Origin of the sequence: Azorhizobium sp. AG788 (assembly GCF_004364705.1) — a bacterium.
Taxonomy (GTDB): Bacteria; Pseudomonadota; Alphaproteobacteria; order Rhizobiales; family Xanthobacteraceae; genus Azorhizobium; species Azorhizobium caulinodans.
The window spans coordinates 23390-35610 of sequence record NZ_SOBM01000004.1; the positions used below are offsets into that span (position 1 = coordinate 23390).

Annotated in this window: 14 protein-coding genes; 6 read left to right on the forward strand and 8 right to left on the reverse strand. The window is 68.5% G+C overall.

What is annotated here, in order from left to right; genetic code table 11:
• Nucleotides 1-198 precede the first annotated feature (198 nt).
• From DFO45_RS10780 to DFO45_RS10790, 3 genes are all read right to left on the reverse strand, one after another.
• Nucleotides 199-747: a GNAT family N-acetyltransferase gene (locus DFO45_RS10780; protein ID WP_208299777.1), complete on the reverse strand. Its 549-nt coding sequence runs from the start codon at nucleotides 745-747 to the stop codon at nucleotides 199-201.
• Nucleotides 744-1319, reverse strand: a complete 576-nt coding sequence (locus DFO45_RS10785) for a hypothetical protein (RefSeq protein WP_133864867.1) — start codon at nucleotides 1317-1319, stop codon at nucleotides 744-746. Before DFO45_RS10785 ends, DFO45_RS10780 begins: the two co-directional genes overlap by 4 nt.
• Before the next feature lie 129 nt (nucleotides 1320-1448).
• On the reverse strand, nucleotides 1449-1778 hold the full coding sequence (locus DFO45_RS10790) for a hypothetical protein (RefSeq protein ID WP_133864868.1): 330 nt from the start codon (nucleotides 1776-1778) through the stop codon (nucleotides 1449-1451).
• Between the two features lie 237 nt (nucleotides 1779-2015).
• Between DFO45_RS10790 and DFO45_RS10795 the strand changes: the two genes are divergently transcribed.
• Together DFO45_RS10795 and DFO45_RS10800 are read left to right on the forward strand one after the other, a co-directional pair.
• Nucleotides 2016-2927, forward strand: coding sequence for an MBL fold metallo-hydrolase (locus DFO45_RS10795; protein WP_133864869.1), 912 nt, complete (start codon nucleotides 2016-2018; stop codon nucleotides 2925-2927).
• A gap of 13 nt (nucleotides 2928-2940) precedes the next feature.
• On the forward strand, nucleotides 2941-3660 hold the full coding sequence (locus tag DFO45_RS10800; RefSeq protein WP_133864870.1) for an SOS response-associated peptidase: 720 nt from the start codon (nucleotides 2941-2943) through the stop codon (nucleotides 3658-3660).
• Nucleotides 3661-3670: 10 nt separating this feature from the next.
• On the opposite strand, the gene DFO45_RS10805 is transcribed toward DFO45_RS10800, so the two are convergent.
• The 3 genes from DFO45_RS10805 to DFO45_RS10815 form a co-directional block, all read right to left on the reverse strand.
• Entirely contained in the window at nucleotides 3671-4282 is a 612-nt protein-coding gene (locus tag DFO45_RS10805) for a hypothetical protein (protein ID WP_133864871.1), read from the reverse strand.
• A gap of 97 nt (nucleotides 4283-4379) precedes the next feature.
• The gene (locus DFO45_RS10810) at nucleotides 4380-5159 is read right to left on the reverse strand and encodes a DUF1499 domain-containing protein (RefSeq protein ID WP_133864872.1); all 780 of its coding nucleotides are present in this window, start codon (nucleotides 5157-5159) and stop codon (nucleotides 4380-4382) included.
• Between the two features lie 81 nt (nucleotides 5160-5240).
• The gene (locus DFO45_RS10815) at nucleotides 5241-5948 is read right to left on the reverse strand and encodes an HAD family hydrolase (RefSeq protein WP_133864873.1); all 708 of its coding nucleotides are present in this window, start codon (nucleotides 5946-5948) and stop codon (nucleotides 5241-5243) included.
• Between the two features lie 76 nt (nucleotides 5949-6024).
• On the opposite strand from DFO45_RS10815, the gene DFO45_RS10820 reads away from it, so the two are divergent.
• Entirely contained in the window at nucleotides 6025-7230 is a 1206-nt protein-coding gene (locus DFO45_RS10820; protein ID WP_166657100.1) for an extensin family protein, read from the forward strand.
• 39 nt (nucleotides 7231-7269) lie between these two features.
• On the opposite strand, the gene DFO45_RS10825 is transcribed toward DFO45_RS10820, so the two are convergent.
• Nucleotides 7270-8079 carry an IclR family transcriptional regulator gene (locus DFO45_RS10825; RefSeq protein WP_133864875.1) on the reverse strand — a complete coding sequence of 270 codons (810 nt, stop codon included), beginning with the start codon at nucleotides 8077-8079 and terminating at the stop codon, nucleotides 7270-7272.
• A gap of 105 nt (nucleotides 8080-8184) precedes the next feature.
• Between DFO45_RS10825 and DFO45_RS10830 the strand changes: the two genes are divergently transcribed.
• The 3 genes from DFO45_RS10830 to DFO45_RS10840 are packed head-to-tail and all read left to right on the forward strand — an operon-like array spanning nucleotide 8185 to nucleotide 11227.
• Nucleotides 8185-9483 (forward strand): MFS transporter, encoded by a 1299-nt coding sequence (locus DFO45_RS10830; protein WP_012170017.1) that lies wholly within the window; start codon nucleotides 8185-8187, stop codon nucleotides 9481-9483.
• Nucleotides 9484-9536: 53 nt separating this feature from the next.
• A complete protein-coding gene (locus tag DFO45_RS10835; protein WP_133864876.1) occupies nucleotides 9537-10280 on the forward strand; it encodes an SDR family NAD(P)-dependent oxidoreductase in 744 nt (247 codons plus the stop codon).
• Nucleotides 10281-10318: 38 nt separating this feature from the next.
• Nucleotides 10319-11227 carry a polysaccharide deacetylase gene (locus DFO45_RS10840; RefSeq protein ID WP_133864877.1) on the forward strand — a complete coding sequence of 303 codons (909 nt, stop codon included), beginning with the start codon at nucleotides 10319-10321 and terminating at the stop codon, nucleotides 11225-11227.
• Nucleotides 11228-11310: 83 nt separating this feature from the next.
• Here DFO45_RS10840 and purU read toward each other — a convergent pair whose 3' ends face one another.
• Nucleotides 11311-12180 (reverse strand): formyltetrahydrofolate deformylase, encoded by an 870-nt coding sequence (purU, locus tag DFO45_RS10845; protein WP_133864878.1) that lies wholly within the window; start codon nucleotides 12178-12180, stop codon nucleotides 11311-11313.
• Nucleotides 12181-12221 lie beyond the last annotated feature (41 nt).

Consider the following 12221-nt stretch of genomic DNA (forward strand, 5'->3'; position numbering starts at 1 on the left):
GAGCGCGCGGCCTGCTTGAGGCAAATCTAGGGTTGCGGCGCTGCGCCTGTAAAGATAGCGCTGACAACAGCTCTTCCTCGTGACGGTATCCCTGTCTTCGTGGGCAGGCCATGGGTGCTGTGACGGTGTGTCCCGCAGTCGCCCAGCGTCGGTGATGACCATGCGGTTGCCGGTATCGGCCCTGGGATCGTCCTGCGCTTAACCTTCGAGCCCCGTGTCGGAAGACGATCGCCACAGCACCTCACGGCTGGCCGGATCGAGCATCCGGTTCTGCCGTGCGATCACATCCGCCAGTCCGGCGCCGATTGCATCCCGTGGCATCGGAGCAAAGCCCTGTCGGCGGAACCACGGGCCGTTCCAGGGCGGGGCGCGAAAGGTGGTGAGGCCGAGGCGCGGCAGCCCGAGGGCCAGCCGCCGCGCCTCGGCCGCCGCCAGCAGAAGGGTCCCGATGCCGCGACCGCCGGCATTGGAGGCAACCGAGATGTTGTCGAGATAGAGCAGGCCATCGAGCGGCCGCAGCAGCACGAAGCCGAGCGGTGTGGGATCATCTTCGAGGCGGGCGACGAGGGTCTCGCCGGCGGCGAAGCGGTCCGGACCAAGCGGAGGCGCGGTCGCGACGAAAGCAAGGTCCGGCCAGCCGGCATAGCGGGCGCGTGCGGCGGCGGAGAGGGCGGAAAGCGCGGGGATGTCCTCCTGCGCGGCGGCGCGCAGATAAAGGCCGTCCGTCCGCGCGATCCCCGGCGTCACTTGGTCTCCGCCGGCGGCTTGGGCTCGCAGACCGCAATCTCCTTGAGCACCTCCTGCGGCAGCACGCGCATGAGGCGGATCTTGTCCTCCGCCTCGCCTTCGAGGATCACCGCGCCATTGCCCGTGCGGCCGTTGATGAGCACGCGGTTCTCCGTGAGCAGCGTCTGGAGGCGGTTGCGGCTGCCGTCCACGTCCGGCACCAGGATGGTGGCGCTGCGCCCCTGCGGCCGCAGCAGGAAGAGATTGATGAGCTTGTTGCGCTCATCCCCCTCCTGGCCGAGATAGGTGGAATCGTCGATCCTGATGAAGCGGTAGGTCTTGCGGTTGGCCTCGTAGGAATAGGTCGGGAAGAACGACCCGACCTTGCGCTCCTTGAACTCGAAGCCGTAGGCCTTGCCGGTCTGCACATCCCGGCAGGTGAAGCGGCCGACGATGTCGATCTTCTCGCCGTTCTCGATCACCGGCTCCTGGCTGGCATAGCAGCCGCTCAACAGGAGCATGGCGCCGGAGAGCGCAAGGAAGCGCGCGGTGCTCCGCGAGCGCCGGCGGGGCGCGGCAAGTCTTGCTCCCATGGAACCTGCCTCCCCTGTTGCGGATGCGGCGGCCGGGCTCCGGCTTGGCACCCCTCAGTTCAATGGATGGTACGCCAAGGCATGCCACCGTGGTAGGCGGGCCGCCGTTCATGCGGCCCTGCCGAAGGTTCAGCGGCCGCTGCCGCTGTCGTTATTGTCGCCGCAGGTGTAGCCGACGAAGCATTGCGGATTGTCCGAGAGCGCGATCCAGGCGGGATTGGCCACCTGCTGATAGGCGCAGAAGGCCTGGTCCTTCACATAGCGCTGGATCGTCTGGGGGGTGTTGCCAACGACGACCGCGCCCTGGCTCTTTACCAATGCTGCAAAGGCGGCGCAGGTCTGCGGCACGGCCGGTGGATCGATGGGGGGCAGGGTGAGATTGCTCTGGGCGCCCGCGCCGCAGGTCAGGACGAGCAGCAGGCCGGTGGTCAGTACAATCGGCGTCAGGGGCACCCGCATGGGACATCCTCGAATCTGTCTCTACGGCTGTACCGCAACCGGTGCCGCTGCGAAACCGCTGATTTCAGGCCGGAATGGCCCCCTCGCGGTGTGCAGGCGCGGCGCTGTGCACAAGCTGCGCCGTTCGCGTCATCCGATTGTTCAGCCGGCCCGCATCTGTCTCGTTTTCAAGAATGGGAGGGCGATTCACCGCTCAGATTGGTTCAATCTGAGCGGATCGCGCTCTAGTGTGCGGGCATGAGCGACGACATTCCCTTCGACCGCAAGTTTCCCGTGCCCTCCGGCCGTCTCGACGAGGTGACGCCGCTGGTCCGGCGGATCGTGGCGCCCAATCCTTCGCCCTTCACCTTCACCGGCACCTGCTCCTACATCGTCGGACGCGGGCAGGTGGCGATCCTCGATCCGGGGCCGGACGATCCCGCGCATGTGGCGGCGCTGCTCGATGCGGTGCGCGGGGAGACCGTGACCCATATCGTCGTCACCCACACCCATCGCGATCATTCCCCCGCCGCCGCCGCGCTGAAGGCTGCCACCGGTGCGGTCACCGTCGGGGAGGGGCCGCACCGGCCCGCCCGTCCGCTGCATATCGGCGAGATCAACGCCCTCGATGCCTCCGGCGACATGGATTTCCTACCCGATATCGCGCTGGCCGAGGGGGAGGCGCTCACCGGTCCTGGCTGGACGCTGGAGGCGATTGCCACCCCCGGCCACACCGCCAATCACCTGGCCTTTGCCCTGCCGGAGAACGACCTCCTGTTCTCGGGCGATCATGTGATGGCCTGGGCCACCACCATCGTCGCCCCGCCGGACGGCGCCATGGGCGATTATGTGCGCTCGCTGAAGAAGCTCGCCGCCCGCAGCGAACCGCTCTATCTGCCCGGCCACGGCGGGCCGGTGCGCGATGCGCCCGCCTTCGTGCGCGATTATCTCGACCACCGCCGTGCGCGGGAGGCGGCCATCCTGCGCGGCCTGGAACGCAACACCACCATTCCGGACCTCGTGCGGGGCATCTATATCGGGCTCGATCCGCGTCTTGTCGGAGCCGCCTCCCTCACCGTGCTCGCCCATCTGGAGGACATGGTGGGCAAGGGGCTGGTGACGACGGAGGGGCCGCCCGCCATCGACGGCGCCTTCGTTCTGGTCCGCTAGGGAGGAGGGACGGATGTGCGGCCGCTTTGCGCAGACAACTCCGCCTCGCGCCTTTGCCGAGCGCTATGGCGTCGATCCGGTGCTGGCGCTGCCCAATGTCCCGGCGCGCTACAACATCGCGCCGACACAGGAGGCGCTCGTCATCCGCCACAATCCGCAGGAAGAGCGGCGGGAACTGTCACTGCTGCGCTGGGGGCTGGTGCCGTCTTTCGCCGCCGATACCGCGCGCGCCGGCTCGCTCATCAATGCGCGCTCGGAAAGCGTGGCGGAGAAGGCCTCCTTCAAGGCCGCCTGGTTCAAGCCGCGCCGCTGCGTCGTGCCGGCGGATGCCTTCTATGAGTGGCAGCAGGGCGCGGGTGGCAAGACGCCTCACGCCATCGCCCGCGCTGATGGCACGCCCATGGCGTTCGCCGGCCTCTGGGAGGGCTGGAAGGACCCGGCGAGCGGCCAATGGCTGCGCACCTTCACGCTCCTCACCACCACGGCCAACGATCTGCTGCGCCCGCTGCACGAGCGCATGCCGGTGATCATCGATGAGGACGACATTGACCCCTATCTCACCGCGCCCGATCCGCGGGATCTGCTGCGGCCCTATCCGGCGGATGCGATGCGGCTGTGGCCGGTGTCGGCGCGCGTGAATGCGGTGCGCAATGACGATGCCGATCTTCTCGTCGAGGTGACGGGCCTGCCGGCCGGGTCGCCGTCTCCGGTGGCCCAGCCCAGCCTGTTCTGACGGCCCGCGTTCAGCGCCGGTTTCTGGCCTTGGCCAGTTCCGGCTGGAGCTTGGCGACGCAGTCCTGCGTAATCTCCAGCCCGCAGGTCTTGGCCAGCAGCTTCTCGCAGGCCGGGGTAGGATCGTTGCCGCAGCTGTTCTCGCGGGCCGAATTGAAGCGGTTCTTGAGGAATTTCTGGCGCCCCTTCTCGGCCACGCATGCATCCCCCACCGTGTCGCCGTCCACATGCATTGAGATGACAGGCACGGGCTTGGCGTTCTTGCCGCCGCCTTCGGGCTTCTCGAAGGTGCGGATGAAGGCGATCTGCTCGCCCTTGGCCTGGCCCTTCTGGGGCGGAATGAGAAGCGTGAATTCGTCCTGGCTGCTGCTGGCGAGCACGGGCGAGGTGAGCGGCAGCGTGACGTCGATCCAGCTGCCGCCGGCATCCGGGAACACGAAGGTGGTCACCGTCTCGCCCTTAGCGTCGATATAGAGGGCCGGGTTGATGGCGCAGGAGAGCGTGCGGTCGGTCATGTCGGAGAGCAGGGGGCCGGCCATGGCGCCCGTCGCGGCGCCGAGCGTGGCGGCGAGGAGCGTGGTGGCGGGAAGGGCACTCGACAGCAGACGCGGGAACAGGCGCACGGTGGTCTCTCCTTGAAGTCCTCGGGCGCGATCAGACCAGACCGCCCACGGCGCGCGGCCGATCGACCTCAAATTTGATGGGGGCGTTCGGCGCCGGTCAGCGCTTGCGGCGCTCGGCGGTGAGGTCGGCCATGAGGCTGGAGATGCGCATGGCATTCTCGCCCAGATCATGGAAGCCGTAGCGGGAGGCCGAGCGCACGTCGATGCGCGTGCCCTTGGCGGTCGGCCGCACGCGGATCACCACATCGTTGCGGAAACCGATGAGCGGCGTCGGTGCCACAGCCTCGATCTGGCCGTCGCGCAGGGTGCCGCGCGGCGGCACCGCATCGAGGATGTGCCACTTGCGCTTCTGCACAAGTGCGAGGAGCGCGTTGAAGGCCTCGTCCGGCGTCGCGTCGAGATCCATGGGCTTGATGCCCGGATAGGCGTCGCGCTGGAGCTGGGCGGCGGTGTCGCCGGTATAGACGAGGGAGTTCGCGGTGCGCGGACGGACCAGTCCCATGGCGCGGAAGCGGGGCGGGTCGGACGGATCGGTCGTAATGTCGGTCAGCGGCGGCAGCATGGCGCCGCGCGCGAGAACCGCCGCCGGCACCGCCACCACGCCGAGCGCGATGGCGAGCGCGCCGACGGAGCGCCCCATGCCGCGCCATCCGCTCTCCCAGATGCTCACGCAGGCGACGACGGCGAGGATCGCGCCCACAAGCGCTACGGCAAGGCCCGCGCCCAGGGTCGCCAGCGCCAGCTGGAAATCAAGCACGCCGGTGCGGTAGAGCGCGGCCGCCAGCACGATCACCGGAATGGCGAACAGGGCGAGGCGGAAGCTCCAGCGCGCGAGCCTCGATTCCCGCTCCTCCACATAGAGCCGTCGCTTGATCATGCCGGACCCTGCCTGCGGGCTTCAGGTGCCCGCCTCCCATTCTGTCTAGGCCAGCGCGCGCGGAAGCGGAAGCCCGCCCCCTCAGGCGGCCGCCGCAAGCCGCGCCGGCAGGTCGTCGATGCTGTCCACCACGAGATCGGCGGCATCATAGAGATGCTCCACCGGCGCGGGGCCCGTGCGCACGAGGATGAAACGGGCGCCGGCGCTGTGGGCGGCGGCCATGTCGTGGGCGCTGTCGCCGATCACCGCCGTTTGGTGCGGGGCAAGGCCCAGCCGTTCGGCGGCGGCGCTTACCATGCCGGGACCGGGCTTGGAGCCGAAGCCGGAATCATAACCGTGGATGAGATCGAGGAAGGGCGTAAGCCCCAGCGCCTCGGCCTGAAGGCGGGAATTGGCTTCCGCATCGTTGGTCACGATGCCGAGCCGCATCCCCTGCCGGTGAAAATGCCCGAGCACGTCGGCCGGCCGGCCGAGCGGCGTCAGCGCTTTCAGGCCCTCGTCGGAGAAGAGCCTGTCGATTTCGGTCAGGAAGGCGGTGTCCGCCAGCCGGCCAAGGCACTGCGCCCATTGCGGCCCGTAATGGGCGGAGGAGCCCGCCACCAGCGGCGAGGAGGGCAGGAAGCGGCTCTCCTCGGGCAGATAGTGGCTCACCTCCTCAAGGCGCTTCAGTGCGTGGGGATCGTCCCCCGCGAGCGCCCGCATCACCGCGCCGGCGGCCGGTCCCCAGGTGTGGTCGAAATGCACGAGGGTGCCGTCCTTGTCGAACAGGAGCGCCTTCAGGCCGGTCATGGGGAGCTTCGTTCCGTGGAGCGGTAAGGGAGGGGCGGTGACGCCGGAGAGGGCGTCATTTACTATGTTGTTCGCAATGATTGAACGGAAAAACACCCTCTCCGCCCTCGCGCCCCGCGCCACAGCGGCCCTGATGCTGGCCGCATGCGGCCTCGCGCCCGCGTTCGCGGCGTCCGATCCGGTGCAGCGTCCCTCCCTCTATTCGGCCACCGCACGGATGCGGGCGGTGCCGCTGCCCCTGCCGCGCCCGCCGGAACTGGAGGAGGAGGACGCCCAGCAGGCCGGCGCCGAGGACGGCGCCCAGAACCACGGGCAGGCCGTGGCCTCGCTGCCGTCCAATCCGCCCTCGCTCTATACGACGGCGGCGCCGCCCAATCCGCAGCAGGCCTATGCGGTCGAGCCGCCGCCGGTGGCCGCCCGAAGCTTCGTCCTGCCGCCGCCCCTGCCGGAAAGCCCTCACACGCTGGAGGCCAATCGCGCGCCGCCCGGCAAGCTGCCCGCCGCCTGCGCGAGCCTCGTGCAGCAGAACATCATGGTCGCCGCCGCCGCTCCGCCCATCGGTGGCGGCAAGGGAGCCTGCGCGGTGCCGAGCCCGGTCCAGCTCAGCGCCGTGCGGCTGGAGGACGGCACCACGGTCACGCTCCAGCCGGCGGCGACGCTGCGCTGCGACGCGGCGGTGGCCGTCACTCAATGGGTGCGCGAGGATCTCTCGCGGGCGGCGATGGAACTGGGCGGGCGGCTCGACACGGTGAAGGTCGCCGCCTCCTATGACTGCCGCTCCCGCAACCGCATCGCCGGCGCCAAGATCAGCGACCACGGCATGGGCATCGCCATGGACGTGGGCGGCGTCGTGCTGGACGACAAGCGCGTCTATGAGGTGAAAGGCAACGGCCTGCCCATGGCGTTGCAGGCCTCCATGAAGGCCTCCGCCTGCTCGCGCTTCACCACCGTGCTCGGGCCGGGATCGGACGGCTATCACGAGGACCATGTCCATGTGGACCTCGCCCAGCGCTATCTGAACATCCGCCTGTGCCGCTGGGAAATCCGTCCCACCTCCATCGCGCTGCCCCGCTCCCTGCCGGGCGCAGGGGCCTCCGTTGCGGTGGCGTCCGCGCCGGCGAGCCCGCAGGCCACCGCCGAGGCGGTGGTGAGCGCGCAGGCCGGCACAGCCACCTTCCAGGCCGGGGAGGAGGCGATGGTGGAAGAGGACGTGCCTCTGCCCCTGCCGCGCCCGCCCATCGCCGCCAACGGCCGCCAGCCGGCACGGCGCACCGGCGGCTGACCGGGGTCCGGCGCGGACAGGACCGCGCCGTCGCCACCCTCAGCGGGCGCGGGGCCGCAGATGGTCCCGCGTGCTGCTCAGGGCCTGTGCCGTCTCGATCACCATATGAGCGAAGCGCTCCGCGAAGGCCTCCGGCGCCCATTCCTTGACCGAAGCGGCGATGTGAACGGCCGCGACCGGCCGTCCCAGCGCATCGGTGACGGCAGCACCGAGGGTGATCTCGCCGATCTCCGTCTCCTCCACCGCCAGGCCGTAGCCGGCGGCGCGCGTCTCCTCCACCTTGGCGAGAATGGCCGCGCGGTCGGTGAGCGTGTGCGGGGTGCGGGCGACGATGTTCGAGCGCTCGATGACGTCCGCCGCGTCCGCCGGCGAGAGGCGCGCGAGGATGGCCCGACCGCCTGCTGAGCAATAGACCGGCACGCGGCGGCCGATGAGCGAGCTGTCGTAATATTCGCGCTTGGACTGGTGACGGATGACGTAGATCATCGTGGTCTGGTCATAGAGCGAGAGATTGGCCCGCTCGCCGCTGCGCTGGCGCAGGTCCAGCAGCGCGGGCGTGGCGCGCTCCACCAGAGGGTTGGAGCGCAGGTAGAAATAGGTGAGGTCGAGCACCGGCTTGCCGAGGCGGAAGCGGCGCGTGCGGCCGTCCTTCTCCAGATAGCCGAGCTGCCAGAGCGTATGGGCGAAGCGCTGGGTGGCGCTCTTGTCGAGTTCCGCGTGCTGGGCGAGTTCGGCAAGGCTCAGATCGCCGGTCGTTTGCCCGAAGGCTTCCAGGACCCGAAACGCCTTTGCAACCGATGAGACGTGGAGCGGATCGCGCTGCACGTCGTTTCCCCTGTCAGTTGACATATGCGTCTCTCCCGGTACGATTTTAAGTATTACTATGCAATACGCTAGATCGTAATGCAATTAGTGGTGCGCACGCACCGGCAATAACAAGCAGAGGGGTCCATCATGGCAAAGACGCTTGCGCGCTCGGGGCAGGGTGCCGCCGCGCCCGAAGGTGAAGGACGCCGCGCCGTTGCGGCGGCGGTCATCGGCAACATCCTCGAATGGTACGACTTCGCCATCTACGGCTATGTCGCCACCATCATCGCGCACAAGTTCTTCCCGCCGGGCGACGAGGTCAGCGGCCTGCTCGCCACCTTCGCCACCTTCGGCATCGGTTTTGCCGCCCGCCCCCTCGGCGGCATCCTCATCGGCCGGATGGGCGACACCCGCGGCCGCAAGGCTGCGCTCCTGCTCACCATCTTCACCATGGCCATCGGCACCGTGGGCATCGGCCTCATTCCCTCCTATGAGGTCATCGGCGTGCTGGCGCCGGTGCTGCTGGTGCTCTGCCGCCTGTTGCAGGGCTTCGCCGCCGGCGGCGAATGGGGCGGCGCCACCGCCTTCATCGTGGAATGGGCGCCCAGGAACCGACGCGGCTATTTCGGCAGCTGGCAGCAGGCGAGTGTCGCCGGCGGCCTGCTCCTCGGCTCGGGCACCGCCGCCCTGTTCAGCACGCTGCTGACGCCGGACCAGATGGACGCCTGGGGCTGGCGCATCCCCTTCATCCTCGGCATCATCCTGCTGCCGGTCGGCCTCTACATGCGGGCGAACATCGACGAGACGCCCGCCTATCGCGAGGCCCGGGCCGAGCCCGTGGCGCAGGCCCGCGTGCGGACACCGGGCTGGGTGCTCGCCGCCAAGGCGTTCGGCTTCACCATCCTCTGGACGGTGTCCTATTACGTGATCCTCTATTACATGCCCACTTTTACCCAGAAGTATGCCGGCCTCAGCCGCACCGAATCCCTGTGGTCGAACACGCTCGGGCTCGTGGTGCTGGCGGTGGTGATTCCGCTCATGGGCCTGTTGTCCGACCGCATCGGCCGCAAGCCCATGCTGCTCGCCTGCTGCGTGGCGTTCGTGGTGCTCACCTATCCGCTGTTCGCGGCGATGTCGGGCGGCGCGCCGCTGCTCACCGTGATGGCGATCCAGATCGTGTTCGGCATCATGATCGCCATGTTCTCCGGCCCCGGCCCCGCCGCCATCGCCGAGATCTTCCCGACCCACTCGCGCTCCACATGGATGTCCACGGGCTACAGCCTGGCAGTGACGGTGTTCGGCGGCTTTGCGCCCTTCATCGCCACCTGGCTGATCAGCACCACGGGCTCGCCGCTGGCGCCGACCTTCTATCTGATCGCCGCCGGCGTGGTGTCGGCCGTGGTCATCGCCCTGCTGCCGGAGACGGCGCACGACGATCTGGCCTGACGGACCCGGCCTCCGCCCGGCGGCGGGGGGCCATCCAACTTCGGGAGGCTGAGATGACGCTCGACTTCAACGGCAGGACGGTGGCCGTCTCCGGTGCCGGCATCGGCTTCGGCCGGGCCATTACGCGGCTGTTCGCGGACGCCGGAGCACAGGTGTTCGGCTGCGATATCCTCGCGGCGGAGGAGCCGGTGCCCGGCGTCGAGATGGCACGGGTGGACCTCCTCGACCGGGCCGCGGGCGCGGCCTGGATCGCCGGCATCGAGCAGAAGACCGGCAGGGCGCTCGACGTGCTGGTCTGCAATGCCGGCGGCGTCGCGGGTCAGGCGGGCAAGCCCGTGGAGGACGTGTCCGACGCCGAATGGGACCGGGTGGTGGACGTCAATCTCAACGCCGCCTTCACCCTGTGCCGCGCTGTCGCGCCGGCCATGAAGAAGGCGGGGCAGGGGGCCATCGTCACCATCACGTCCGGTGCCGCCCTGCAGGCCTCGCTGACCGGCGTTCAGGCCTATTGCGCCTCAAAGCATGCCATGCTGGGACTGACGCGGCAGCTTGCGCACGAGCTGGGACCGTTCGGCATCCGGGTCAACAGCGTGGCGCCCGGCTTCGTGCGCACCAATCCCGCCACCGAGCGGCAGTGGGCGGCCTATGGCGCGGAGGGACAGCGCCGGCTGGTGGAGGGCATCGCGTTGAAGCGGCTCGGCACGGCGGAGGAGATCGCCAAGGTGGTGCTCTTTCTCGCCTCCGATCTCGCGAGTTTCGTGAACGGGCAGGTGCTGCCGGTGGACGGCGGCAAATAGAGACAGGCGGAACGCCAGATGTCGAAAAGGACAAGCGCATGACCAATACCGTGGCGAACCCGGCCGGGGAGCCCTGGCAGTGGGAGGAGGCCCACTGGCGCGGCCTCATCAATCAGGTGCGGGCGGGCGAGCGGCTGGCGCCCAAGAGCTGGCCCGGCGGCGCGCGGTGCGCCGTGGCGCTCTCCTTCGACGCCGACCATGAGACCAACGAACTGCGCGAGGGCGGCAAGTCCATCGGCCGCATGGCGTGGGGGCAGTATGGCAACCGGGTGGGCGTGCCGCGCGTGCTGGAACTGCTGAAGCGCCACGACATTCCGGCGAGCTTTTACGTGCCGGCCGTGGTGGCGCTGACCTATCCGGACGAGCAGCGCCGGGTGATCGCGGAAGGCCACGAGATCGGCATCCATGGCTGGATCCATGAGCTCAATTCCGTGCTGCCCTATGAGGTGGAGCGCGACCTCATGTTCCGCGCCGCCGACACGCTGGAGCATGTGACCGGCGTGCGGCCCGTGGGCCTGCGCACGCCCTCCTGGGACTTCAGCCCCAACACGCTGCGCATCGAGACCGAGCTCGGCCTCCTCTATGATTCCTCGCTCATGGCCGACGAGGACTGCTACGACCTGCTCATGGACGGCGTCTCCACGGGCATCGTCGAGGTGCCGGTGGAGTGGATCCGCGACGACGCGGTCTATTTCATGATGCACCGCTTCCAGTCGCTGCGGCCCTATACGCCGCCGAAGGACGTGCTGGACATCTTCCTGCGCGAGTTCGATGCCGCTTACGAAGCGGGCGGGCTGTTCCAGCTCACCATGCACCCGCACATCATCACGCCGCGCTCGCGCATCTGGATCCTCGAAGAGGTGATCCGCCACGCCAAGGCCAAAGGCGATGTGTGGTTCGCGACCCACGCGCAGGTCGCCGAATATGCCAAGGCGAACAAAGCCTGAGCCTTTCGTGCTGATGACAAAGGAAAAGCCCGGTCCGCAGGCGCGGGCCGGGCTTTTCCGTGCGGGCTCGTGTATCGGCCGCGTCAGTCGCGGAAGACCACCGTCTTGTGGCCGTTGGGGATCACCCGGTCCTGCAGGTGCCAGGCGAGCGCGCGGGCGAGCACGCGGCGCTCGATATCGCGGCCCTTGCGCACCAGATCGTCCGGGCTGTCCTGATGGGTGATGCGCTCCACGTCCTGCTCGATGATCGGGCCTTCATCAAGGTCGGACGTCACATAATGGGCGGTGGCGCCGATCAGCTTCACGCCGCGCTGGTGGGCCTGATGATAGGGCTTGGCGCCCTTGAAGCCGGGCAGGAAGGAATGGTGGATGTTGATGCAGCGCCCCGAAAGCTTGGCGGACAGCCCATCGGAGAGCACCTGCATGTAGCGGGCGAGCACCGCCATTTCCGAGCCGCTCTCCTGGAAGATACGCCAGACCTGCGCTTCCTGCTCCATCTTGGTGGCCTTGCTCACCGGCAGATGATGGAAGGGGATGCCGTCGAAATCGAGATGCGCATAGGTCTCGATGGGGTGGTTGGAGATGATGCCCGTGATCTCCATGGGGATCTCGCCGATGCGCCAGCGATAGAGCAGATCGGCCAGGCAGTGATCGAACTTCGAGACCAGCAGCAGCACGCGGCGCTTTTCGGCCGGGTCACGCATGGACCAGTCGAGCTTGAAGCCGTCCGCCACCGGACCGAAGGCGGTGCGGATCCGCGGAAGGTCGGCCGTGCCTTCGATCACGTTGAAGGCGACGCGCATGAAGAAGCGGTTGCTCTCCGTGTCGTCGAACTGCTGGGCTTCCAGGATGTTGCAGCCCTGCTCATAGAGGAAGGTCGAGACGGCGGCGACGATGCCGGCGCGGTCGGGGCAGGAGAACTTCAGGACAAAGGTCTGGCTGGGCGTGGGCATGGGATGTTCCGCACATATCGACCGGCGCGGGCGCCCGACGG

Coding starts and splice junctions, on each gene's coding strand:
- DFO45_RS10815 (WP_133864873.1), bottom strand. CDS start 5,948: ATGACCGGCCTGAAGGCGCTCCTGTTCGACAAGGACGGCACCCTCGTG.
- DFO45_RS10785 (WP_133864867.1), bottom strand. CDS start 1,319: ATGGGAGCAAGACTTGCCGCGCCCCGCCGGCGCTCGCGGAGCACCGCG.
- purU (WP_133864878.1), bottom strand. CDS start 12,180: ATGCCCACGCCCAGCCAGACCTTTGTCCTGAAGTTCTCCTGCCCCGAC.
- DFO45_RS10800 (WP_133864870.1), top strand. CDS start 2,941: ATGTGCGGCCGCTTTGCGCAGACAACTCCGCCTCGCGCCTTTGCCGAG.
- DFO45_RS10825 (WP_133864875.1), bottom strand. CDS start 8,079: ATGTCAACTGACAGGGGAAACGACGTGCAGCGCGATCCGCTCCACGTC.
- DFO45_RS10790 (WP_133864868.1), bottom strand. CDS start 1,778: ATGCGGGTGCCCCTGACGCCGATTGTACTGACCACCGGCCTGCTGCTC.
- DFO45_RS10810 (WP_133864872.1), bottom strand. CDS start 5,159: ATGATCAAGCGACGGCTCTATGTGGAGGAGCGGGAATCGAGGCTCGCG.
- DFO45_RS10830 (WP_012170017.1), top strand. CDS start 8,185: ATGGCAAAGACGCTTGCGCGCTCGGGGCAGGGTGCCGCCGCGCCCGAA.
- DFO45_RS10795 (WP_133864869.1), top strand. CDS start 2,016: ATGAGCGACGACATTCCCTTCGACCGCAAGTTTCCCGTGCCCTCCGGC.
- DFO45_RS10835 (WP_133864876.1), top strand. CDS start 9,537: ATGACGCTCGACTTCAACGGCAGGACGGTGGCCGTCTCCGGTGCCGGC.
- DFO45_RS10840 (WP_133864877.1), top strand. CDS start 10,319: ATGACCAATACCGTGGCGAACCCGGCCGGGGAGCCCTGGCAGTGGGAG.
- DFO45_RS10820 (WP_166657100.1), top strand. CDS start 6,025: ATGATTGAACGGAAAAACACCCTCTCCGCCCTCGCGCCCCGCGCCACA.